At 72.6% G+C, this 21,581-nt stretch carries 20 protein-coding genes and 1 pseudogene; 15 read left to right on the forward strand and 6 right to left on the reverse strand.

The genetic code is table 11. From position 1 onward, the window contains the following. Positions 1–298: 298 nt before the first annotated feature. The gene (locus tag ACFYO5_RS09420; RefSeq protein WP_388706130.1) at positions 299–1,768 is read right to left on the reverse strand and encodes an MFS transporter; all 1,470 of its coding nucleotides are present in this window, start codon (positions 1,766–1,768) and stop codon (positions 299–301) included. Positions 1,769–2,027: 259 nt separating this feature from the next. On the opposite strand from ACFYO5_RS09420, the gene ACFYO5_RS09425 reads away from it, so the two are divergent. From ACFYO5_RS09425 to ACFYO5_RS09435, 3 genes are all read left to right on the forward strand, one after another. Then, positions 2,028–2,651, forward strand: a complete 624-nt coding sequence (locus ACFYO5_RS09425) for a TetR/AcrR family transcriptional regulator (RefSeq protein ID WP_388706132.1) — start codon at positions 2,028–2,030, stop codon at positions 2,649–2,651. A gap of 267 nt (positions 2,652–2,918) precedes the next feature. Beyond that, entirely contained in the window at positions 2,919–5,216 is a 2,298-nt protein-coding gene (locus tag ACFYO5_RS09430; protein ID WP_388706135.1) for a family 78 glycoside hydrolase catalytic domain, read from the forward strand. Between the two features lie 130 nt (positions 5,217–5,346). Then, positions 5,347–6,603 carry a family 1 glycosylhydrolase gene (locus ACFYO5_RS09435; protein WP_388706137.1) on the forward strand — a complete coding sequence of 419 codons (1,257 nt, stop codon included), beginning with the start codon at positions 5,347–5,349 and terminating at the stop codon, positions 6,601–6,603. 126 nt (positions 6,604–6,729) lie between these two features. On the opposite strand, the gene ACFYO5_RS09440 is transcribed toward ACFYO5_RS09435, so the two are convergent. The 3 genes from ACFYO5_RS09440 to ACFYO5_RS09450 form a co-directional block, all read right to left on the reverse strand. Beyond that, positions 6,730–7,710 (reverse strand): YhjD/YihY/BrkB family envelope integrity protein, encoded by a 981-nt coding sequence (locus ACFYO5_RS09440; RefSeq protein ID WP_388707170.1) that lies wholly within the window; start codon positions 7,708–7,710, stop codon positions 6,730–6,732. Between the two features lie 131 nt (positions 7,711–7,841). Continuing rightward, entirely contained in the window at positions 7,842–8,063 is a 222-nt protein-coding gene (locus tag ACFYO5_RS09445; RefSeq protein ID WP_388706140.1) for a hypothetical protein, read from the reverse strand. A 172-nt stretch (positions 8,064–8,235) separates the two neighbouring features. Further along, on the reverse strand, positions 8,236–9,510 hold the full coding sequence (locus tag ACFYO5_RS09450; RefSeq protein ID WP_388706143.1) for an MFS transporter: 1,275 nt from the start codon (positions 9,508–9,510) through the stop codon (positions 8,236–8,238). Between the two features lie 76 nt (positions 9,511–9,586). Here ACFYO5_RS09450 and ACFYO5_RS09455 point away from each other — a divergent pair, with 76 nt between their 5' ends. Both ACFYO5_RS09455 and ACFYO5_RS09460 read left to right on the forward strand, forming a co-directional pair. Beyond that, positions 9,587–10,156 (forward strand): TetR-like C-terminal domain-containing protein, encoded by a 570-nt coding sequence (locus ACFYO5_RS09455; RefSeq protein ID WP_356564870.1) that lies wholly within the window; start codon positions 9,587–9,589, stop codon positions 10,154–10,156. Positions 10,157–10,382: 226 nt separating this feature from the next. Next, positions 10,383–10,850 (forward strand): AAA family ATPase, encoded by a 468-nt coding sequence (locus ACFYO5_RS09460; RefSeq protein WP_388706146.1) that lies wholly within the window; start codon positions 10,383–10,385, stop codon positions 10,848–10,850. A gap of 74 nt (positions 10,851–10,924) precedes the next feature. Here the strand turns inward: ACFYO5_RS09460 and ACFYO5_RS09465 are convergent, their stop codons facing one another. Further along, a complete protein-coding gene (locus ACFYO5_RS09465) occupies positions 10,925–11,284 on the reverse strand; it encodes a hypothetical protein (RefSeq protein ID WP_388706148.1) in 360 nt (119 codons plus the stop codon). Between the two features lie 308 nt (positions 11,285–11,592). Here ACFYO5_RS09465 and ACFYO5_RS09470 point away from each other — a divergent pair, with 308 nt between their 5' ends. From ACFYO5_RS09470 to ACFYO5_RS09480, 3 genes are all read left to right on the forward strand, one after another. Beyond that, a complete protein-coding gene (locus tag ACFYO5_RS09470) occupies positions 11,593–12,750 on the forward strand; it encodes a Vms1/Ankzf1 family peptidyl-tRNA hydrolase (RefSeq protein WP_388706150.1) in 1,158 nt (385 codons plus the stop codon). A 33-nt stretch (positions 12,751–12,783) separates the two neighbouring features. Continuing rightward, positions 12,784–13,194: a DUF2795 domain-containing protein gene (locus tag ACFYO5_RS09475; RefSeq protein ID WP_388706153.1), complete on the forward strand. Its 411-nt coding sequence runs from the start codon at positions 12,784–12,786 to the stop codon at positions 13,192–13,194. A gap of 236 nt (positions 13,195–13,430) precedes the next feature. Further along, complete coding sequence (locus ACFYO5_RS09480) at positions 13,431–13,994, forward strand: hemerythrin domain-containing protein (RefSeq protein ID WP_388706155.1); 564 nt, start codon at positions 13,431–13,433, stop codon at positions 13,992–13,994. A gap of 112 nt (positions 13,995–14,106) precedes the next feature. Here the strand turns inward: ACFYO5_RS09480 and ACFYO5_RS09485 are convergent. Next, a pseudogene (locus tag ACFYO5_RS09485) lies at positions 14,107–14,513 on the reverse strand (cation transport regulator ChaB); the annotation flags it as partial. Between the two features lie 398 nt (positions 14,514–14,911). Between ACFYO5_RS09485 and ACFYO5_RS09490 the strand changes: the two are divergent. From ACFYO5_RS09490 to ACFYO5_RS09520, 7 genes are all read left to right on the forward strand, one after another. Further along, complete coding sequence (locus tag ACFYO5_RS09490; RefSeq protein WP_073491490.1) at positions 14,912–15,115, forward strand: cold-shock protein; 204 nt, start codon at positions 14,912–14,914, stop codon at positions 15,113–15,115. A 125-nt stretch (positions 15,116–15,240) separates the two neighbouring features. Further along, positions 15,241–15,984 carry an SOS response-associated peptidase gene (locus tag ACFYO5_RS09495; RefSeq protein WP_388706159.1) on the forward strand — a complete coding sequence of 248 codons (744 nt, stop codon included), beginning with the start codon at positions 15,241–15,243 and terminating at the stop codon, positions 15,982–15,984. Between the two features lie 62 nt (positions 15,985–16,046). Next, a complete protein-coding gene (locus tag ACFYO5_RS09500) occupies positions 16,047–16,370 on the forward strand; it encodes a hypothetical protein (protein WP_388706162.1) in 324 nt (107 codons plus the stop codon). Between the two features lie 316 nt (positions 16,371–16,686). Beyond that, positions 16,687–17,331 (forward strand): tryptophan 2,3-dioxygenase family protein, encoded by a 645-nt coding sequence (locus tag ACFYO5_RS09505; protein WP_388706164.1) that lies wholly within the window; start codon positions 16,687–16,689, stop codon positions 17,329–17,331. Between the two features lie 681 nt (positions 17,332–18,012). Next, entirely contained in the window at positions 18,013–18,546 is a 534-nt protein-coding gene (locus ACFYO5_RS09510; RefSeq protein WP_388707172.1) for an AAA family ATPase, read from the forward strand. A gap of 205 nt (positions 18,547–18,751) precedes the next feature. Next, positions 18,752–19,102, forward strand: a complete 351-nt coding sequence (locus tag ACFYO5_RS09515; protein ID WP_356564885.1) for a hypothetical protein — start codon at positions 18,752–18,754, stop codon at positions 19,100–19,102. An 85-nt stretch (positions 19,103–19,187) separates the two neighbouring features. After that, entirely contained in the window at positions 19,188–21,359 is a 2,172-nt protein-coding gene (locus ACFYO5_RS09520) for a hypothetical protein (protein WP_388706168.1), read from the forward strand. Positions 21,360–21,581 lie beyond the last annotated feature (222 nt).

A 21,581-nucleotide genomic window follows, 5' to 3' on the forward strand; every position in this document is an offset into this window, starting at 1 on the left:
CTGGGGCGCGGCGGCGCCCTCGCCGCCGGCGCCGCCGCCGCCCCGGGCCCCCGCCGGGGGCCGGCCCGGCCCCCCGGGGGGGGGGGGGCCCCCGGGGGCGGGGCCCCCCCCCGCCCGCCGGTCGGAGCGCTCGTCGGCCGTCCTGGTTCCAAGCCGTCCTGGTTCCAAGCCGTCCCGGTTCCCCGCCGTCCCGGTTCCCCGCCGTCCCGGTTCCCCGCCGAGCGGTGGCGGCCCGCCACCGTTCGGCGGGCCCCACGTCGGGGGCGGCCTCAGGGGCCGCTCGCCCGTTCCGCCCCGCTCAGACCGTTGTCACGTCGTCGGTCTCCGGATCCCGCAGTCGCGGGATGAACAGGGAGAGCGCCAGGGCCAGGAGGGTGACGAGGGCGCCGAGCCAGAAGACCCAGGCGTAGCCGGCGTCCTGGTAGAAGGCGGTGCCGTCGACCACGGTGCTGTGCGCGTTGAGGAGGGCGTACGCGCCGGCGGTGACGATCGCGCCGAAGAGGCTGATGAGCATGTTGAGCATGCCGCTGCCCAGGCCCTGTTCGTCGCGCGAGACGACGCCGACGACGAGTACCGGTCCGGTCGCCACCACGATGCCCGAACCGATGTTGGCGACGCACGACGTCAGGATCAGTTCCGTCTCGCCGCCGTGGAAGAAGCCGACGAGCGTGTAGCCCACCGCCATGACCACCAGGCCGGCCGCCCAGACCCTGCGGGGGTCCAGGAGGCGCAGGAACCGGCTGACGAAGAGACCGGTGCCGAACATGACCAGGTTCCAGCTGACGCTGACCACGGCGTTGTGCTGGGCCGTCCAGCCGAGGCCGGCGGAGACGCCGGGGATGTGCGGGAAGAGCGCCAGCAGGATGGCGAGGCCGGGCATCGTGAAGGCCACGGTCTGGGCGAGGCCGCCCGCCGTCAGGGCGAGTGCCACGGGCCGGCGCCGCAGCACGTCCAGGTTCAGGATCGGGTGGGCGCTGGCCCGCTCGACGAACAGGAACGCGGTCAGCGCGGCGGCGCCGACCCCGAGCCAGCCGATGGTCCTGGCGTCCGCCCAGCCCCAGCCCTGACCCTGGCCGACGGCATAGACCACGGCGGTCAGACCACCACCGAGGACGAGGCCGCCGAGCCAGTCGAAGCCCGTGTCGAAGGCGTGCCGCGGGGTCTCCGGCACGAGGAGCGCGACCAGCAGGAAGGCGACGGCGGTGGCGACGGCGAGGAACCAGAGGGCACCGCGGTAGCCCCACTCGTCGACGAGCCGGCCCGCCAGGAAGGGTGTGCCGAGGGCCACCAGTCCGACACTGCTGCCCATGATGCCGCTGGCCGACTTGACCAGCCGGCGCGGGAAGAGGTCCCGCACCGCGGCGAAGGACAGGGCGCCGAACGGACCGTAGAACCCGGCGACGGCCCGCCCGACCAGCACCAGCCAGAACTCCCCGGCCAGGGCCGCCAGGGCCTCGCCGCCTGCGCCCAGCGCCATCATGGCGAGCATGACGCGCCGCCTGCCGTACAGGTCGCCCAGCTTCATGGCGAACGGTGTGAGCAGGGTGGTCACCAAGGTGAGCGTCAGGCCGAACCAAGCGACCTGCGTGGTGTGGAAGCTCTGGGCGACGCTCGCGGTGGCGTTGGCACCGAGGATCCCGCCCGCGGCCAGCAGCTGGGTGGGCCAGGCGAGGGCGATGAGGACCGCGACCAGGCGCAGAGTCCATCGTCCGCCCGTCTCGGCAGGAGGCGCGCTGTCGAGTGAGGGGCTTGGTGACGTCGATGTCACGCCATGCCCTCCTTTCACGGAGGTGCCGAAGGGAGTGAGAGGCGATGTGGGGGGCGATACGGGGTCGCGGATGAACGGGCCCGCCGTTCACACGTCGGTGACCGGGAGGTGACAGCGGGGCGCTCCGTCGTCGCGTGACGTCGATGATGGCTCGAACCCCTAGTGCTCGCTAGGTTTCCAGGACGTGACCCACGTCACAGGACGTCGCCCGCTTCCGGCTCGACGCCGACGCCGCACGCCACCCCGGTACCGTTCTGTCATGGCGACACCCAGGGGGCCGCGCGGCGGCTACACGGCAGGCCGGGCCCGGCGTACCCAGATCCTCGAGGCGGCGCTGCTGCGCTTCGGCCAGGACGGCTACCGGAAGACCTCGCTCGCCCGCATCGCCCGGGACGCCGAGATCACCGACGCCGGCCTGTTGCACCACTTCCGCGACAAGCAGCAGCTCCTGCTGGCGGTGGTCGAGTACTGGCACGACCGCATGGACACCCAGTGGCAGCGGGTGTCGGGATCGGTGCGCGACGCCTTCCGCTGCCACCTGGAGGACACCGCCCAGCGGCTCACCATGCCGGGCATGGTGGAACTCGCCGTCGTGGTCGCGGCCGAGGCGACCGCCCCCGACCATCCCGCCCACGACTTCTTCACCGGCTGGCAGGAGAAGGGCGTGAAGGAGCTTGCCGAGCGCTTGTACGCCGGCAGTGAGAGCGGCGAGCTCATGCCGGACATCGACCACGGCGGCATAGCCCGCGAGTGCGCCGCCCTCGACGCCGGCCTGCGCCAGCAGTGGCTCGCGGGCGGTCGCTCCTTCGACCTCATCGCGGTCATGCGCGCCCATCTCGACCGTCTGATGCGGTCCATCTCCGCCGACGGGCGGGGGCTGTAGGAGGTCCCGGCTGCGGGGGTCGGCCATTCAGGTGTCGGGGGGTCGACCGCGCCTCCATGGAACAGGCCGTGTCATGTGCATGTCGTAGGTCCGGCGGTGTCGCATGTCGACGAAAGGTCACCGGGTCGTATACGTGATGCAGGTCACGCAACTCAAGACCTAGCGTTCACTAGGTTTTGGCGCGCATGATCGAGCTGCTCGACCCGGGCGACACCGCCCACCCCGCTCCCAGCAGGCACCACCCGCGCCACCGCGCCAAGGACTCACATGCCCCACTTCCGGACCGCCCGCGCCATCGCCCCCCGCCGTCAGGCGGAGCCATCCGCGACCGGGGCCCGACCAGCCGCCCTGCTGCGCGGCGACTTCACCGCGCGGGCAGCGGTCGTGGCGGCCCGGCTCTCCGTCACCGCGCTCGGCGTGTACGAGCTGGAACTGAACGGCAGCGTGGTCGGCGACCACGTCCTGGCCCCTGGCTGGACCAGCTACCGTCACCGCCACCGCTACCAGGTCTTCGACGTGACGGACCTGATCCGCGAGGGCCCCAACGCCTGGGGCGCCCACCTGGCCGACGGCTGGTACCGGGGCCTGCTCGGCTTCAACGGCGGCACCCGTTCCGTCTACGGCGACGACACCGGCCTGCTCGCCGAGCTGCGCATCGAGTACGCCGACGGCACCACCGACACCGTCGCCACCGGCGAGAACTGGCGCTGGAGCCCCGGACCCGTCCTCGCCGCCGGACTGTACGAGGGCGAGGAGTACGACGCCCGCCGCGCACAGCCCGGCTTCAGCGAAACCGGCTTCGACGACTCCGCGTGGGAACCCGTCCGGCTGCTGGAGTTCGACACCGGCGTGCTCTTCCCGGCCGACAGCCCACCGGTCCGCCGGACCGAGACCCTCACCCCGGTCGCCGTCACCACCTCACCCACCGGCCGCACCATCGTCGACTTCGGCCAGAACCTCGTCGGCCGGCTGCGCATCCGCGTCCGCGGCGAGGCCGGCCGCACGGTCACCCTCCGCCACGCCGAGGTCCTCGAGGAGGGCGAGCTGTGCACCCGCCCCCTGCGGCATGCCACCGCCACCGACCGCTACACCCTGTGCGGAGACCCGCGGGGCGAGGTGTGGGAGCCCCGCTTCACCTTCCACGGCTTCCGCTACGCCGAGATCGACGGCTGGCCCGGCGAGCCGGGCCCGGCCGACGTCACCGCCGTGGTCCTGCACAGCGACCTGCGCCGCACCGGATGGTTCTCCTGCTCGGACGCCTCCCTGAACCGGCTGCACGAGAACGTGGTGTGGGGGATGCGCGGCAACTTCGTCGACGTGCCCACCGACTGCCCGCAGCGCGACGAGCGGCTCGGCTGGACCGGTGACGTGCAGGTCTTCGCCCCCACCGCCGCCTTCCTTCACGACGTCCGCGACTTCCTGCGGTCCTGGCTGCGCGACCTGGCGGCCGACCAGGGCGACGACGCGCGCGGCGTGCCGCCGGTGTTCAGCCCCGACATCCCGGTGATCACTCCGGTGCCCATCCCGCCGGGCAATCCGCCGATGGCCGGCTGGTGCGACGCGGCCGTCATCGTGCCCTGGGTGCTGTACGAGCGCTACGGCGACGTCGAGGTGCTCCGCGCCCAGTACGCCTCGATGCGGGACTGGGTGGACGCCGTCGACCGCCTCGCCGGACCCGGCCGGATCTGGGGCGAGGGTTTCCAGTTCGGCGACTGGCTGGACCCCGCCGCGCCGGCGGACGACCCCGGCCGGGCGATGACCTCCTCCTCCCTGGTCGCCACGGCGTACTTCGCGCACTCCGCCCGCCTGCTGGCCCGGACCGCACGGCTGCTGGAGGAGAACGACGACGCCGAGCGCTACCTCGCACTGGCCGACTCGGTCCGCGACGCCTTCCTCGGCCGCTTCCACAGTGGGCGCGGACGGCTGACGGAGGACACCCAGACGGCGTACGCCCTCGCCCTGTCCTTCCGGCTGATCGAGGGCGACGCCGAACGTGCCGAGGCCGGGCGCCGGCTGGCCGCCCTGGTCGCCGAGGGCGGGCACCGCATCGGCACCGGGTTCCTCGGCACCCCGCTGGTGTGCGACGCGCTGACCGACACCGGACACGTGGACACCGCCTACCGGCTGCTGACCCAGCGCTCCCGTCCGTCCTGGCTGTACCAGGTCGACATGGGCGCCACCACCGTCTGGGAACGCTGGGACAGCATGCTCCCCGACGGCAGGGTCAACCCCGGCGAGATGACCTCCTTCAACCACTACGCGTTCGGGGCCGTCGCCGACTGGATGCACCGCACCGTCGCCGGACTGGCACCCGCCGAGCCGGGCTACCGCCGACTCCTGGTCCGGCCCCGCCCCGGCGGCGGCCTCACCTGGGCACGGGCCGCGCACGAGACGCCGTACGGCCGGGCCGAGACGGGATGGCGCGTCGAGGGCGGCACGCTGCTCGTCGAACTCCTCGTGCCGCCGGGCGCCACCGCGCTGGTCGACCTGCCGGGCGCCCGGCCCGTGGAGATCGGCCCCGGCCGGCACTCCTTCCACACCCCGTTCACCGCGGCGACGCGCTGACGGCCCGGCGAGCCCGGCCGTTCACCGCGGGACCGGAGCCCGGCCGTTCACCGCGACCGCGTCACCGACACACCGCGGCACCCACCGCGTCACCGACACCCGGCATCACCGGATCACACAAGGAGCACCCATGACCCACACCGGCCTGCCCGACGGCTTCCTGTGGGGCGTCGCCACCGCGGGACACCAGAACGAGGGAGACAACCGCGCCGGCGACACCTGGTTCCTCGAACACACCACACCCACACTGTTCCGCGAACCGAGCGGACCGGCGTGCCGGGGCTACCAGCAGTGGGAGACGGACCTCGACCTCGTCGCCGGACTCGGACTCAACGCCTTCCGGTTCTCCGTCGAATGGGCCCGCGTCGAACCCGAGCGCGGCGTCGTCTCCGCCGAGGCGCTCGACCACTACGAGCGCAAGGTCGACGGCTGCCTCGCTCGCGGCCTGGCACCCCTGGTGACGTTCAGCCACTTCACCGCACCGCACTGGTTCGCGGCGGCCGGTTCATGGACCGCGGCCGACGCCGCCGACCGGTTCGCCGACCAGTGCGACCGGGTCATGGCCCGCTTCGGCGACCGGATCGCCTACGGCGTCACCCTCAACGAACCCAACCTGGAACAGCTGTTGCAGGCGGGCGCGAAGCTCCCGGCCGAGGCGGAGGCGCTCAAGGTTCGCATGCTCGCGGCGGCCGCACGCGCGGCCGGAAGCGACACCTACGCCAGCGCGAACGTCATCCCCGCCGACCGGCAGGACGAGTTCCAGGAGGCGTTCACCCGCGCCCACCGCGCCGCCCGCGAGGCGATCAAGGCGCGCCGGGGCGACCTGCCGGTGGGCGTGTCCATCGCCCTCGCCGACGAGGTCGCGGCTCCCGGCGGCGAGAAGCGCCGGGACGCCAAGCGCGCCGCGGTGTACGACCACTGGCTGCGCGAGGCGCGCGACGACGACTTCATCGGCGTGCAGAACTACGAACGTGTGGTGCACGGCCCCGACGGCGAAGTGCGGGTCGAGGGCGAACTGAACGGCATGGGCACCGCGATCGAACCCGGCTCCCTCGCCGGAGCGGTCCGGTACGCCCATGAGGTGGCGGGGGTTCCGGTGCTCGTCACCGAGCACGGCATCCAGACCGCGGACGACACCCAGCGCGCGGCCTTCGTCCCCGCCGCGATCGAGGGACTCGTGGCCGAGGCCGGCGCGGGCACACCCGTCCTCGGCTACTGCCACTGGACGCTCATGGACAACTTCGAGTGGATCTTCGGGTACGGCGCCCAGCTCGGCCTCCACGAGGTCGACCGCGAGACGTTCCGGCGCCGCCCGAAGCCGAGCGCCAAGGTCTACGCCGACGTGGTGCGCAGCCACCGGGGCGCGTTCGCCGTCGGCCGCGACTGAGCCCCCGTCGGCCCTGGACGTCCGCCCCTTGCTGACCCGCGTCGACCTCAGCCGGCCATGATGCCCTCCCCGGTGACGCCGGGGTCCGCGCTTTCGACGGGGCGGGAGCCTGTCGGTGGCGACCCGTCACCGGCGAGGTGACGGGTCCCTGCTCAACTCCGCCGCGAACTGGGCCCCGGCGAGCAGGGCCAGGTTCGACAGCCAGAGCCAGATGAGGAAGACCACGATGCCGGCGAGGGAGCCGTACAGCCTGCTGTAGGTGCTCAGCGCGGAGGTGTAGAGCGCGAAGCCCGCGGAGACGGTGAGCCACAGGCCCGCCGCGAGGGCGCCGCCGGGCAGGACGTGTCCGCGCAGACGCGCCGGTGCCGGACCCGTGTGGAAGACGATGACGACCAGGAGCGCGACGAGACCGAGAAGGAGCGGCCAGCGCAGGAGCGTCCAGGCCCGGGAGGCCATGTCGCCGAACCCCAGCAGGCCGCCGACGATCCCGGCGGCCGGTCCGCTGAACAGCAGGAGCAGCGAGCTGACGAGGAGCAGGCCGAGCAGGGCCAGAGCGGTGAGGACGATGCGGGGCGCCTTGCGCAGGGGGGAGCGACAGTCGGCGACGTGATGCATGCGGTGCAGGGCCCGGCGGAACACGGCCAGGTAGCTGCAGGCGGACCACAGGGCGCTCACCGTGCAGGCGCACAGCAGCACCCAGGCGGCGGAGTTGCGCCGCACCATCCGGACCATCACGTCCTCGAGTTCGCTACCGGACTGCCCCGGGGCATAGGCGGTCACATGCGCGATGAAGTCGCCCGCGGTGGCGGGGCTGACCAGGCTGAAGGCGATGACGGCGACCAGGAGGGAGGGCAGCACGGCCAGGATGGAGTAGTAGGTGAGCGCCGCCGCGTAGTCCGACACGTCGTCATGCCACATCGACGCCGGTGTACGCCGGAGAGCGGGACCCCACGAAGGCGGCACACGCCGTCGACGGGCTGCTGCCGTACCCGGGCCGGGTGACGCCTGCCCGGGTGACCCCTGTCCGGGTACGGCCCGCCGCTCGGCCGACACGCCGGCCGGGGCGCGGTGGAGCCCCGGCCCGCCTCCCGTCCGCTGTGCGCGCATGCTCACGGCACGTCCCTCCCACCGACCGATGAACCGCTCCGACCGCGTGGACCGCCCCGACCACCTGACCGGTCCGGCCGTCCGTGACGCGGATACCCGGGAACTCCCCGCCCACGTCCGGGTCCGGGGAACTAGGGAGTCAGGTCCAGCGATTGCAGCGTGCTCCAGTGCAGGCGCAGCAGGTCCTCGGGTGACTCGGGGCGGGGATCGCCCGGTGACGGAACCCAGGGGCGGGTCCGGTCGTGGCCGGCCCGGGACCGGTGCGACCACCAGATGTGGGTGGTGACGGCCACCCCGCTTCCGGCGAGTGCCGCCGCGGCGATGGTGAGCGCGTTGCTGGCCCTGACCGGCATGGCGTCTCCCTGGTTGCTGTGGGCGGCGGATCTGTCGCCCCGTCAACGTGTGACCGGGAAGGGCGACTTCATGCCCCGTGGCGCGGACCCTGGTGCGCGGCCCGCCGGTCCGGCCGCCCGTGGTCGCGGTCCTTCCTCGGCAGCCGCCGTGCCCGAGGGGGGGCCGGGGCGGTCACGCCTGTGGGCAGACCCTCCGGCGCGGGGTGCGGTGGGTGCGGAGCCCTTGTGCGACCAGGGCGAGGGCGGAGAGGAAGGCGACCGTGGCGGCGTAGGCGACGAAGGTGTCGTGCAGCCCGGTGTGGGTGGCCGCGGTTCCGGCGATCACGGCGGGCACGCTGAAGGACAGGTAGGAGATCACGAAGGCCACGGAGAGCAACTCGCCGCGTTCGGAGGGGGCGGCCATCCGGGCCAGGGTGCCGAAGGAGGCCAGCGCCGAGCCGCCGAAGCCGATGCCGGCGACCAGGGTGCCGAGGGCCGCGGTGATCAGGGAGTGTTCCAGCACGCCGGCCAGGGCGACCACCGTGCCGGCGAGCAGCAGGCTCGCCCCGAGGGTGAGCGTGCGCGCGGTGGGCCAGGTGCGCAGGGCGAGCGCCGTCAGGGACGCCGGCACGGTCAGCAGCGTGACCACCAGCCCGCCGACGACGTGGCTGGAGAGGCCGAACAGGCCGACGGCGACGGACGGGCCGAGCGAGAGGTAGAGGCCGCCGAGCGCCCAGCTGGCGACCAGGATCGGGACCAGCCCGAGCAGGTCGGCCCTGAGGTGCGGTGCGACCCTGAGCCGGGGCTGGAGCGAGCGCGCCGCGCCGGGCCGGCGCCGCACGGTCTCGGGCAGGGCCAGGAGCAGGACGGCGGCCAGAGCCAGGCCGGCCAGCAACAGCGCGTAGACGAGGCGGGTGGGGTGCGGTCCGTACTCGACGAGTATTCCGCAGCCGAGCGCCCCGAGTCCCAGGCCGAACGTGGGAGCCGCGCCGGTCACGACGCCCGCACGGTGGGGGGCGTGAGCCGGGTTGAGGTCGACGAGGGCGGCGCCGAGGGCGGTCATGGCGGCACCGGTGGCGATGCCCTGCACCACCCGGGCGGCGAGGAGCACGGCGATGTCGTCCGCGGTGAGGAACAGGGTCATCGACACCGCTTCGAGCACGAGCGCGGACAGCAGCACCGGGCGGCGCCCGAGGTGGTCCGAGAGGGCGCCCAGCACGAGAAGGGCCGCGATCATTCCCAGCACGTAGACGGCGAACACCGTGGTGAGGGTGGTCGCGGAGAAGCCCCACCGCTGCTGGTAGACGACGTAGAGCGGGGAGGGCGCGCTGGACGCGGCCATGAACAGCACGAAGACGACGGCGAGGGCCGCGAAGGCGGCCGGACGACTCAGTTCACGTCGGGTGCGGCCGGGCGGGGCGGCCGCGGAGGGGGAGATCTGGTCTCGGGGCAGGGTAGAACCAGGCACGGCCAACTCCAAACGCAGTGATCGATGCGTTAAGGACGCTACCACTAACGCAATGATCAGTGCGATAATTTCGTCCATGGTTGACGCTTCAGCTCAAGTACGACCGGGCGGCCGCTCCGCGAAGGTCCGCGCGGCGGTGCACCGTGCCGTTGCGGAACTCCTCGCCGAGGAGGCCGCGGAGGCTCTGACGATCCCCGCCGTCGCCGCCCGGGCAGGCGTGCATCCCACGACGGTGTACCGGCGCTGGGGATCCCCGGCGCACCTGCTGAACGACGTCGCCACCAGCCGGTTCAGCGGTGACGTGGTCGTCCCCGACACCGGCTCGCTGGCCGGCGACCTGGAGCGGTGGATGGAGGACGTCGCCATCGACCTCGCCGACCCCGACACGCTCGCCCTGATGCGGGCCACCATCGGATCCGGGCCGGAGGGCGGCTCCGCCTGCACGGCCGACCGCCACGCCCAGTTGAGCGCCATCATCGAGCGCGAAGCCTCACGAGGCGGTGACGCGCCCGGCGTCGAGAACGCCATCGACTTCCTGCTCGGCCCGCTGTACTACCGCGCCATCTTCAGCCGCCGACCCGCCTCGGGGGACTGGGCGCGGGGCCTGGTGACCACGTTTCTGGCGGCGTCCCGGGCCCTGTCGTGAGCGCTTCGTAGGGTTACGGCGCTGACGTTCCGGCCCCCGGGAGCCGGCCCGGCCCCCCGGCGGTCGCGGCTCCGCACCCTGCCGCCGTTCCCCGGCGCTGATTCCCACGGGCCGGAACCGGCTTCGCCCGCCCGCCGGTCACGTGTCATCGTGGCGGCATGGCTGTGATGGCTGTGATGCCTGTGATGGCTGGGAAGTGAAGGCTGTGAGGGCGACCGGAGTCGGTGTGATCGATGTTGCTGTGCTCGTCGGACTCCAGGCCTCCGGGAAGTCCACCTTCTACGCGCGGTGTCTCGCCGACCGGTACGCGCTGGTCAGCAAGGACCTGTTCCCGCGCGGCGCCAGGAACAAGCAGCAGCGGCAGATGACCTGGGTGGCGGAACAACTGACGGCCGGGCGGTCGGTGGCGGTGGACAACACCAACCCGTCGCCGCAGGAGTGGAGCCCGCTGGTGGAACTCGCCCACGCCCGTGGGGCGACGGCGACGGCCTACTGGTTCCCGCCGGACGTGGCCGGCTCGCTGCGCCGCAACGCCGCCCGCGAGGGCCGCGACCGCGTCCCGGACATCGGTGTCCTGGCCACCCTGAAGCGTTTGCGGAAGCCGTCACCCGCGGACGGGTTCGACGAGGTGCGCGAGGTACGCCTGGACGGCCGGGGCGGTTTCGAGGTACGTCCCCTGACACCTGGCGCCTGACATCCGACCCCCGACACCTGGCGCCTGACATCCGACACCTGGCGCATGGTCGGATGTCGGGTGTCGGGGACCCCTTATGCCGCCGTGGTCAGTGCGGTGGCCGTGGCGATGGCGATGTCCGCACGGGCGTGGATGATCAGGCGGATCCCGCCGGTGTCGGCGTTGGCCTCGTCGAGCAGGCGTCGCGCGGGCGCGCTGTGCGTGGCCACGGACATCACCAGGCCGAGACGGCTGCACAACCGGTGCGCCCGCAGGAGCACACCGACCGCTGCCTCGGTCGCCGCGGGCTCGTCGAGCACGACGACGACGGAACCCGGCAGGTGCCCCTCGATGAGCCCGCCGATCTGGGCGAACAGGGCGCTCCGCCCGCCGATGCCGGGGTCGGCGTGCACCGTGATGACGAGTACGTCCTGTAGGCGTGTGTGGGACGTCATCACGGCCATCCATCCTTTCCGCGGCGGATCGGTTCATATCCGGACTACCCCGTCCGGCGTTCTCGATGCGACGAGCGGTCGAACGCGTGCTCGCCCACGTCATGGCGGCCACCGCGGCAGGGGCGGGATGGCGAGCGGCCGAGTCGGTGCACGAAGCCCGGACCGAAGCGGCCGAGTGGGGCACGAAGCCCGGACCGAAGGGGCCGAGTCGGCGCGCGAAGCGCGGATGGTGAAGCGGCCGAGTCGGCGCGTGTCCCTCGCCGTCCTCCGGGCACTCGGCCTCGCGAAGGGACGAATAAGGAGGAAGCGTGCAGCTGTCATTCCTGACACCACTGTTCGACCGTAGTGGCCCCTGGGCCACCGTGTACTTCGACCCCGCTCAGAACGACGAGTCGGGAGCGAAGCGCCGGGAGCTGTCGGTACGGGAAGCCTGCCGGACCCTGGAGGACGAAGGCGCCGACTCGGCGACCGTCCAGGCGGTGCGCGACACCCTCATGGACATCGCTCCCGCCGAGGACCCGTCGGGCCGGGTGGTCTTCGCAGCCGACGGCGAAGTCGTGCTCAGCCACCGCCTCTCCCGCCCGCCGCAGCGGCAGATCGCCTGCTGGGCCCCGCTGCCACGGCTGACGCCACTGCTGGAACTGGCCGGCCAGGACCCGGTCTGCCTGGTCGCCTACATCGACCGGACGGGCGCCGACTTCGAACTGCGCGGAGCGGCCGGACCGAAGGACGCCGGGCAGGTCGAAGGGCGCAAGCACCCCGTCCGCCGCACGGCCTCGGCGGACTGGTCCGAGAGGCACTTCCAGCTCAAGGTGGAGAACACCTGGGAGCACAACGCCGTCGAGATCGCCGAAGCCCTCGGCGCGGCCTACGAGGAGTCCGGCGCCGACCTGGTCGTCCTGGTCGGGGACGCCCGTGAACGGTCCGCCGTACGGGAACGGCTGCCCGAGGCCGTCCGCCATGTCACGGCGGAGACGGAGCACGGTGGCCGTGCCCCCGGTTCCGCCTCCGCCGCACTCGAGGAGGCCATCGAGCAGGCGAGCCGGCAGCACGCCCGGCGCCGCATCGATGCGGCCCTCGACCGCTTCCGCGCCGGACGGGTGGGTATCGCCGACAAGCCGACGGACGCGATCGAGGGTGTCCCCGCCCTGGTCGAGGCCGTCCGGGAGCACCGCGTCGAAACGCTGCTCATCCGGCCCGACGGGGCGGACCTCGCCCGTGAGACCTGGGTCGGCGCCGATCCCGACCAGGTGGCGGTACGCCGTACCGACGCCCAGACCCTGGGGGAGAGCGAACCGATCGCGGTACGCGCCGACGACGCGCTGCTGCGGGCGGCGGCCGTCACCGCGGCCGACGTCCTCGTGGTCCCTCCGTCCGACGAGGACGGGGACGGGGACGGCACGGATCTTCCGACAGGCGGTCTCGGCGCACTGCTGCGCTGGACCTACGAGCCTGCCCCCGCCTGAGGGCGGCGACCGCCGAGAAAGGAGAGTGCGGACATGGTGGAGCGAGGCAGCAACCCCGTCAGCCCCCGCAAGGACGACGAGATGAAGCACGAACTGGAAGGCCACTTGCGCGCCGGCCAGCCCACTCACGTGGAGGAGGCCTACGACCCCGAGCCGCCGGCCGACGACGACATCCGCGTCGACCCGGGCGGCCCGGTGCCCCCGCCCGGTGAGGAACGCGAACGGGCCCGGGCGGAGACGGAGGCGGAGACCCTGCGGAGCGAACTGGCGCGCCACCTCGAGCGCGGCGCCTTCCCGGCCGACCGGCGGACCGTGCTGGACGTCCTGGAGGCGCACCACGCGCCCGATCCCGTGCTGGATGCCGCGCGGCGGCTGCCGGACGGCGGCCACTACGCCGACGTGACGGAGATCGTCGCCGCGCTCGGTCCGGGGAACACCGGGTGAGTTCCGTCGACGGCGGCCGCGCACCATCCTGTCGGCCGCCGGAGTGAAGGGGCGGAGCATCGTGAGGTAGTCGGTGTGTGCGGGGGAGGCATAGGTCCTGGCTGCCGACCGGCGCGGCGCTCGGGGAGGCAGCGGCCTCTCCCGCTGGACCGCACGTCGGCGCGGACGGCACCCACGCACGCGCCGACGACGGCCGACCGGCACCCGGCTCAGCACGACAAGGAAGCGGAGACCCCATGGCACACGGCGGAAACGTCATCCAGGAACTGACCGCGGACCACCGCGAGGTGGACGCCCTCTTCGAGCAGATCGAGGCGCTGCCGGCGACCGACCCGCAGCGACGCGAACTGGCGGACCGGCTCACCATGGAACTGGTCCGTCACTCGGTGGCCGAGGAGGAGTACCTGTACCCGACGGTACGCCGGTACGTCGACGACGGGGACGACCTCGCCGACGAGGAGATCGCCGAGCACGGCGAGGTCGAGCGCATGCTCAAGGAACTCGAAGGCTGCCGGCCCGGCGACGAACGCTTCGACACGCTGATCACCGAGCTGAAGAACTCCGTCACGGCCCACGTCAGCGGGGAGGAGAACCGCCTCTTCCCGATGCTGGCCGAGGTCTGCTCGGCCTCAGCCCTGGACGACCTCGGCGAGAAGGTCCGGTCGGCGAAGGAGCACGCGCCCACCCGACCGCACCCGTCCGCGCCGGACACTCCCCCCGCGAACAAGGTCCTCGCGCCCGGCACCGGCATGGTGGACCGCCTGCGCGACATGCTCACCGGACGAGGAAAGCAGGGGTGAAGGGACGGCGGGTGACGGGGACGGAGTCCGCTCCGCTCCGTCGCGCCCCGTCCGTCTTCGTCGAGCCGCGCGTCCCGTGACAGCCGTCACGGGACGCGCGGCAGCTCTCGCCGGACGCGCGCGTGCGGGACCGATTGGCCTCGCGGAGCGCGTCGAGCGGCTCGGGCTTCGACCTCCGTGACCGTCCCGCGATGCCCCGTCGCCGCGCGAGGGAGCGGAGATGCTCCTTCGTGGCCCGCTCGTCGACTCCCTCGCCGCCGCGTCCGCCCTGCCGGAGGACGCCGGCCGACCGCCGGTCCGACGGACCCTGCGGCCGCCCTCCCCGCGCTCCCCGTGGTCGCCGACCTTCTCGTGCGGGTGCTTGAGCGCGCCGTAGGCAACCCCCCGGTGTGCCCGCTCGCCCTCCCCGTACTGCTCGGCCGCGCCGTCATGAGCCGCGCCGTCATGAGCCTTGATCCATGTGCGTCGGGTCCTGCGAGGAAGCGTTCGAGGGGCGAGGCACCCCTGTCGTCCTGGCATGCGACCCACCTCCCGCGGGGTGACCGTCCTGCCGCCGGGTGCCCGTGACGGGTCCGCGGTGACGGCGCGGACCGGTCCGTGCGGCCGGGCGGCTCCGCGGCCGACCCGCCTCACCGACCGAGCCCCGTCTGAGGGGTGCGCCGGGGTTCCGTCCGAGCCCTGCTCGTGGACCACTCCGGTGGACCGGTGCAGGAGAGCGGGAAGGATTCCGGCGGTAGCCTGGTTGTACAAGCCGGTCGCAGTTTTACTTGTGTGTTTGTGCCAGTCGCATGCTCGCAGAGAACGATGTTGCGGGCGCGAAGCTTGTTCTCCAGGTTGTGCTGGAGCAGCCGCGTCGTGAACCGGCCGGGTACCCGCACGGTGCGGGTGGCCCAACCCAGCCCCTGTAAGGAGAAGCAATGACTCAGGGAACCGTCAAGTGGTTCAACGCCGAGAAGGGCTTCGGCTTCATCGCCCAGGCCGACGGCGGCCCGGACGTCTTCGTGCACTACTCGGAGATCGACAGCTCCGGCTTCCGTAGCCTGGAGGAGAACCAGCAGGTCGAGTTCGACATCGTGCAGGGACCCAAGGGCCCGCAGGCTTCGCGCGTCCGCCCCCTGTAGGCACACACGCAGGCCGAGCCTGCCGTCGCCGACGCGACAGAAAGAGGACCGGCGCCTTCTCGGCGCCGGTCCTTTTTCCGCTCTACGGCGCCCGTAGGAGGCGGCCCGGTGCGACAGTGGTCTCCATGTGCGGTCGCTACGCCTCCACCCGCGGTCCCGAGGACCTCGCCCAGCAGTTCCACGTCGACGAGCTAGGCGTCGAGGAACCGCTCCCGCCGAGCTGGAACGTCGCTCCGACCGACGACGTCTGGGCCGTCCTGGAACGCGCCCCGCGCGGCGAGGACGACGCCGGGCGGGTGAGGCGGGAGCTGCGGCCGCTGCGCTGGGGGCTGGTGCCGTCATGGGCCAAGGACGTGAAGGTCGGTGCGCGGATGATCAATGCCAGGGTGGAGACACTGCACGAGAAGCCGGCCTTCCGCCGCGCGTTCACCCGGCGCCGCTGCCTGCTCCCCGCGGACGGCTTCTACGAGTGGCAGCAGACCACGGCCGAGGACACGGGCAGGACCCGCAAACAGCCGTACTTCATCCACCCCGAGGACGGTCGGGTCATGGCCCTCGCCGGCCTGTACGAATACTGGCGAGACCCTGAGGTGAAGCAGGACGACGACCCTGCCGCCTGGCTGATGACCTGCACCATCATCACCACCGACGCCAAGGACGCCGCGGGCCGCGTCCACCCCCGCATGCCGCTCGCCCTCACCGAGGACCACTACGACGCCTGGCTCGACCCCGCCCACCAGGACCCCGACGAACTCCGCGCCCTGCTCGGCCGGCCCGCGGAAGGGCGCCTCGACGTCCGGCCCGTGTCGCCGGCCGTCAACAACGTCCGCAACAACGGACCGGGTCTTCTCGACCCGCTCGCCCCGTAGCCACGGGCGCGCACCCCGCGCCGTACGCCGAGTCTGTGGTGTCCGTAGCCGAAGGAGAAGCCGTGGGGATCGAGCTGGAACTGCACTCGGCACGGCCCACGCGCAAGGGGTGGTCGCGGGAGACCCTGCTCCGAGGTTCCTACGAACACGGTGAAGCGTTGGCCAGGGCGCTGGACCCGGTGGGCTCGGGCAAGCTCGGCCGGGTCGATCCGTACGGCGACATCCTGTTCAACGAGCAGGAGGCTCAGGCCGCCCGTCAGGAAGTCGCCGTCCTGGCCCAGCGATGCGCCGACGAGTCTCAGAGGGCGGCTCTGCTCGACCTTGCCCAACTGCTCGACGCGTGTGCCGCGACGCCGGGCAGCTATCTGTGGTTCATGGGCGACTAGGGTCTCCGCCCGCGTCCGCCCTCCGCCCGCGGCAGACCCGCGGCCCCGGCCGGTGGGTCACCCGTGACGGTGTGGGCATGCGGGGCGGCGGTGCCGAACGGACCAGCCGGACCAGCTTCAGAAAGAAGAGCGAGCCGACGCCGTGGCACGGCGTTCCGGTCGGTGACGTCCGGCGGCGGCGCCGACCGCCGCGCGGAAGGCGTCCCCGATGTCAGCCGATCGGACCCGCCCACGCTGCGGTCCACCGACGGCGGCTGATCGGATGGTGATGCCCCTCGCGCCGTCGGCGCGCCGACCCCGATCCCCAGGGCATGTGATGCAGCAGCCGTTCGAAGCAGCCGAGCACGGCGCACCGGGCAACCCGTACGCCGACTACCTGCGCCTTCCGCAGGTGCTGGCACTGCAAGAACCGCGGTCACCCGCCGAGCGGGAGGCGCAATGGCGGGACGAGCACCTGTTCATCGTGGTGCACCAGGCAGCGGAGCTGCTGGTCTCGCATGCGCTGATCGAACTGCGGCGGGCTCACGAGGCGACCGCGCGGACGAGCGGCCGGAGCACGGTCGTCCTCACACTCCGGCGCGTGCGGGACCTGCTGGACCAACTGGTGGACCTGCTGGGCCTGCTGGACGGTCTGACGCCCGCACAGTTCCACGCCTTCCGTCCCTTGCTCGGCGAGGCGAGCGGCGGGCAGTCCGTCCAGTTCGCGGATCTCCTGCACCAGATCGACGCGCCGGACTGCGGCCTGCCCGCCCACGCCGCTACGGCGGAGGTCGCAGCTCTCCTGGTTCAACTGCGTGTCCGCGCCCAACGGTGGAAGCTGCGGCATCTGCGTCTGGTCGAGCGGATGATCGGGGACGCCACCGGGACGGGCGGGACGGACGGCATCCAGTACCTGCGGTCCCGTACCGACACGGAGTTGCTGCGACAGGGCGACGACCTCGACGACGACGTGGTGGAGTGAGCGAGGGGAACCGGTCCGGCGGGGCCGGTTCGGCCGGATCGGCTCCACCTGATGGTGCGGCTCCACCTGATGGTGCGGCTCCACCTGGCTGTGCGCGAACCGCGCCCTCGCAGCCCGCACGCCAGGTCACCGAGCCGAGGCGCCGGTGCCCAACTCCGCCGTGAGAGGCAGACGTTGGGGACTGGTGGCGAAGACCGTGACCCGGTGGCGGGCGGCCGGTTCCCGGAAGAAGAGGATGTCGGGTTGACGAGAGGGTCGTACTGCCGTCCTACGTGCACATGGTCGCGCCGGTCGGCAGGACGATTGTCGCGGCGGGCCCGATGCCCAGCGTGCGGATACCGCGTCGGCTCCGAGCAGCTCGCCGGAATCCTCCGGACCGAACACGACGAGTGGCAGACCGCCCTGCGCCACGGCTGGACGATGGGCACGGTCTTCTTCTCGATCAAGGGCCGAGCAGGCCGCCTGCGTCCCTCGGCTCACCACCCCTCTCGGCTCACCGCCCCGCGGTCTCACCGCGGGACCTCCGGCGCGGTCCGGCGCGGCCGGTGACCACTGCCTGGTGCGAGGCGGACCGGAAGTCGCCGTCGACCGGCGGCTGGTGTTCCCCGGTGCTCCGCGGCGCGGGCCGGGATCCGACGCCCCGGCCGCCACCACATCCCGGCGGGTAGCGTGACGGCCATGATGGTGGGCACCGAAGGGACCCGGCTGATCGTGCTGCGGGGCAACAGCGCGTCGGGGAAGTCGTCGGTCGCGGCCGGGCTGCGCGACAGGTTCGGCCGGGGCCTGGCCCTGGTCGGCCAGGACAATCTGCGCCGCGTCGTGCTCCGCGAGCGCGACCGGCCGGGAGCGGCGAACATCGGTCTGATCGACCTGACGGCCAGGTACGCCCTTGACGCCGGCTTTCACGTCGTCGTCGAGGGCATCCTCCACGCCGACCACTACGGCGACATGCTCACCCGACTGCGCGCCGACCATCGCGGCCCGGCGTACGGCTACTACCTGGACGTTCCCTTCGCCGAAACCGTCGCGCGGCACGCCACCAAGCCGATCGCCGACGATGTCGACGAGGCGCAACTGCGGTCCTGGTACCGGCCGCGCGATCTCCTGCCCGGAGGCACCGAGACGGTCATCGGCCCCCGCAGCACGCTGGACCAGACCATCGACCGCATCATGCTCGACACCGGCCTCGCCCACCTGCCCCCGCTGGACCGCTGACGCCTGTCCCACAGGGCTGCTCCGGTGGTACGACGAGCCCCCCCCGTCCTGTCGGCTCGGGCTCACCGGTGCACGCGCTCAGCCGCGGACGGTCAGCTGCCGGGCGAATCGACGGACGGCATCGGTGAGGGCGCCCGGAGGCTTCGGAAGGCAGGACCTCCCCATTCACCGCACCCGCCGGGTCCGTCACTCGTAGGCTCCCTGCATGCGGCAATCCGAGATCATGCAGCGCGTCATCGGCATCCTCACCGAGGCCATCGAGATGAAGCGGCAGGTGCGCGAGCACCCCGACGCCGACGTCGCCCTCACGGGTGCCGTCTCCGCCCTTCTCGCGGAGACGTTGCCGCGGATCAGCCTGCCGGAGGACGCGACCCCCCAGGAGGTCCTGGAGATCATCACCGGAGCGCTCGGACCGGCCATCGTCACGCTGGCGCACTGCTTCTCCTACGCCTTCGTGCATCTCGGTGAGGTGCACGACGAGGGGCATCCCGACACCTCGACCGCCGACGTGCTGCGCACCCTCTCGCTCCGGTTCGCGCAGCAAGGGGAAGCCTGACACGGCTCGGAGCCGCGCCCGTCGCCCCCGCGGCGACGGGAAAACTCCTGTGCGCCGGCTCGCACACCTCTGCGATCATCCCCGGATGGCGCACACTCTCGAATCGCTCGTGCTGCGGCACACCCACCGCATTCCCTCCCCCAAGGGCTCCGCCGGCGAAGGGGCCTCCGCCGCGCGCCAGTTCGACGCGGCGCTGACATCCGTGGGCTTCAAGCTCTCGGCGGAGTTGCTGGCACGGCTGTCGGGGCTGTCCGCGGCCGCGGTCGTGCACACGGCCGAGCGGACGCTGCGCACGGTGAGCGAGATGGTGGGCGACCACGTCCGGCACAACTCCTACTTCATCGACTTTCCGGCGAACGTGCCGGACACCGAGGAGTTCTGGATGCGGTGTGTGGAGCAGGCGCTCGGCGACGACAAGTCGCGTGAGACCGCGCTGACACAGCTGACGAACGGCGTGCTCGACCTGCTCAGCCTGCCCACGTACGGCCGCTACCAGCACACGTACGAGGAGATGCTCGCCGCGCAGGACGAGCTGATCGCCGCCGCGGGCGACAGGGTGACCGTCCTCCACCTCGGGCGGGACCTGGACGAGGAACTCACGGAGCTGTACCTGGCGTTGGCGGGCAGCACGACGCCGCTGGGCGAGGACCACCTGCGTGACCTCAAGACCCTCGCCGGGCGGTGCGCGCAGGGACCCCAGCCGGAGGCGATCCCGGTCCGGGAGAACCGGGCGGTCGTCAACGAGGCCCGTCTCGGCGCCGGGGCGGACCTCCTGCTGGACACCGTCACCGATGTGCTGCGGCTTGCCTGCGCGCTCTCGGGCGGCGACGTGACGCTCCGGGAACCCACCCGGTTCCGGGCGCTCTCGCGACCCGCCCGCCGGGCGCTGCTCGCGGGCCTCGACGCCGTGATCGCGGCGAACCCCGCCAAACTGTCCGATGTGCACACGTACCGCGAGCCCTTCAAGCGGCTCGGTGAGCGTCTGCACCCGCACGAGTACCCGCGCTGGCCGCACGCCGCCGACGTGTTCGCCGTGGCGCGGGGCGAGAAGGAGGCGCGGTCCCTCGACAGCCGCGTCGAGAAGCTGCTCGACGCGTACGACGTCCTCGGTGCGGTGCGGCTGCTCGAGTCCGCTCCCGGCAAGCTGCTGCGCGCCCTTGATCTCCTGCTGCGCATCGCCGCCGACCAGGCGGAGCGGGACGAGGTGGTCGCCGCCGCCGTACGGGTGGCTCCCGGCGTCTCCGGCCGGGTCGTGCTCTCGGTCCGTGAGCACTTCCACAACCGGGAGCGGGAGAGCGACCAGCCCCGGATCTTCGTCAACCGACGGGGCCGCGGCTGGGTCACCCCCGACGTCCGCCCGCCCGTCCCCGCCGCCGACCGCGAGCGTCTGATCGCCGCCCTCGACGCCGAGCTGCGCCGCAGGCTCCCGACGCCGGGCCGCCTGCTGCTCGACCCGGACATCCTCGACGTGGCGCTCCCGCTCAGCGGCAGGGCGACCGCGGCCGGCCTCGGCGTACTGCCGCGCGGGTCGGAGTCGGCCGTCGACGGCGACCAGCTGCGCTTCTTCGTGTACTGGAAGGAGACCGAGCAGCGCACCGACTACGACCTCTCGGCACTGCTGCTCCACACCGACTACAGCACCGACTCCTGGCTCTCCTACACCTCCCTCAAGGCTGTCGGGGGCGCCCACTCGGGCGATGTCACCGAGGCACCCGACGGGGCCTCGGAATTCATCAGCCTGTCCCTGGGCCGGGTGCGCAGCACCTTCATCGTTCCGCAGGTCAACATCTACGCGGGCGAGAACTTCGAGGAGGTCGAGGAGTCGTTCTTCGGTTTCATGCTGCGCGACGGTGAGCAGAAGGGCCGGCCGTTCGAGCCGCGCACGGTGCGGATGAAGTCGGAGCTTCGCGGGGCCGGCCGAGTGGCGCTGCCGCTGGTGTTCCGGCGCGAGGACGACGGCAGGTGGCGTGCGAAGTGGCTGCATCTGTATCTCAAGGGCATCTCATCGGCCAACCGGGTCGAGGAGAACCAGGTGTCGGTGTCCAAGGTGGTGCGCGCCCTCGTGGAGCGCGAGCATCTCACGGTGCGGTACCTGATCGGCCTGATGTCCGCCGACACCACGGCCGTGGAGGTGTGGGACGGCGGGGCGCTCCCCGACGAGCCCGTCATGTACCTCGGCCTCGAACGTCCCGAAGGGCTTCACCCCGACTCCCGGATCATCACCCTCGAAAACCTGCGCGACGTGATCCCGGCCTGAGTGCTAGCGTTGCCCGCGGCGAGGCCATGAAGGGGCTTCCTTCTCCTTCCTCTTCCGAAAACGAGTTCCTTCGCTTTCCTCGCCGTCGACGTCGCTCCGGGCGGGGGCCGCCCCCCCCCCCCCCGGGGCCCCCCCCCCCCCGGGGGGGGGGGGGGGCCCGGGGGGGCGCCCCCGGGGGGGGGGGGGGGGGGGGCCCCCCCGCCGGGGGGCGCCCCCCCCCCC

Source organism: Streptomyces sp. NPDC006259, from assembly GCF_042870975.1.
In the GTDB taxonomy this organism is placed as follows: domain Bacteria; phylum Actinomycetota; class Actinomycetes; order Streptomycetales; family Streptomycetaceae; genus Streptomyces.

What these genes read in the sequence shown, in the direction of transcription:
- ACFYO5_RS09425 (WP_388706132.1), top strand. Translation starts at nt 2,028, where the DNA reads ATGGCGACACCCAGGGGGCCGCGCGGCGGCTACACGGCAGGCCGGGCC.
- ACFYO5_RS09430 (WP_388706135.1), top strand. Translation starts at nt 2,919, where the DNA reads ATGCCCCACTTCCGGACCGCCCGCGCCATCGCCCCCCGCCGTCAGGCG.
- ACFYO5_RS09435 (WP_388706137.1), top strand. Translation starts at nt 5,347, where the DNA reads ATGACCCACACCGGCCTGCCCGACGGCTTCCTGTGGGGCGTCGCCACC.
- ACFYO5_RS09440 (WP_388707170.1), bottom strand. Translation starts at nt 7,710, where the DNA reads ATGCGCGCACAGCGGACGGGAGGCGGGCCGGGGCTCCACCGCGCCCCG.
- ACFYO5_RS09445 (WP_388706140.1), bottom strand. Translation starts at nt 8,063, where the DNA reads ATGCCGGTCAGGGCCAGCAACGCGCTCACCATCGCCGCGGCGGCACTC.
- ACFYO5_RS09455 (WP_356564870.1), top strand. Translation starts at nt 9,587, where the DNA reads ATGGTTGACGCTTCAGCTCAAGTACGACCGGGCGGCCGCTCCGCGAAG.
- ACFYO5_RS09465 (WP_388706148.1), bottom strand. Translation starts at nt 11,284, where the DNA reads ATGACGTCCCACACACGCCTACAGGACGTACTCGTCATCACGGTGCAC.
- ACFYO5_RS09475 (WP_388706153.1), top strand. Translation starts at nt 12,784, where the DNA reads ATGGTGGAGCGAGGCAGCAACCCCGTCAGCCCCCGCAAGGACGACGAG.
- ACFYO5_RS09480 (WP_388706155.1), top strand. Translation starts at nt 13,431, where the DNA reads ATGGCACACGGCGGAAACGTCATCCAGGAACTGACCGCGGACCACCGC.
- ACFYO5_RS09490 (WP_073491490.1), top strand. Translation starts at nt 14,912, where the DNA reads ATGACTCAGGGAACCGTCAAGTGGTTCAACGCCGAGAAGGGCTTCGGC.
- ACFYO5_RS09495 (WP_388706159.1), top strand. Translation starts at nt 15,241, where the DNA reads ATGTGCGGTCGCTACGCCTCCACCCGCGGTCCCGAGGACCTCGCCCAG.
- ACFYO5_RS09505 (WP_388706164.1), top strand. Translation starts at nt 16,687, where the DNA reads ATGCAGCAGCCGTTCGAAGCAGCCGAGCACGGCGCACCGGGCAACCCG.
- ACFYO5_RS09510 (WP_388707172.1), top strand. Translation starts at nt 18,013, where the DNA reads ATGGTGGGCACCGAAGGGACCCGGCTGATCGTGCTGCGGGGCAACAGC.
- ACFYO5_RS09515 (WP_356564885.1), top strand. Translation starts at nt 18,752, where the DNA reads ATGCGGCAATCCGAGATCATGCAGCGCGTCATCGGCATCCTCACCGAG.
- ACFYO5_RS09520 (WP_388706168.1), top strand. Translation starts at nt 19,188, where the DNA reads ATGGCGCACACTCTCGAATCGCTCGTGCTGCGGCACACCCACCGCATT.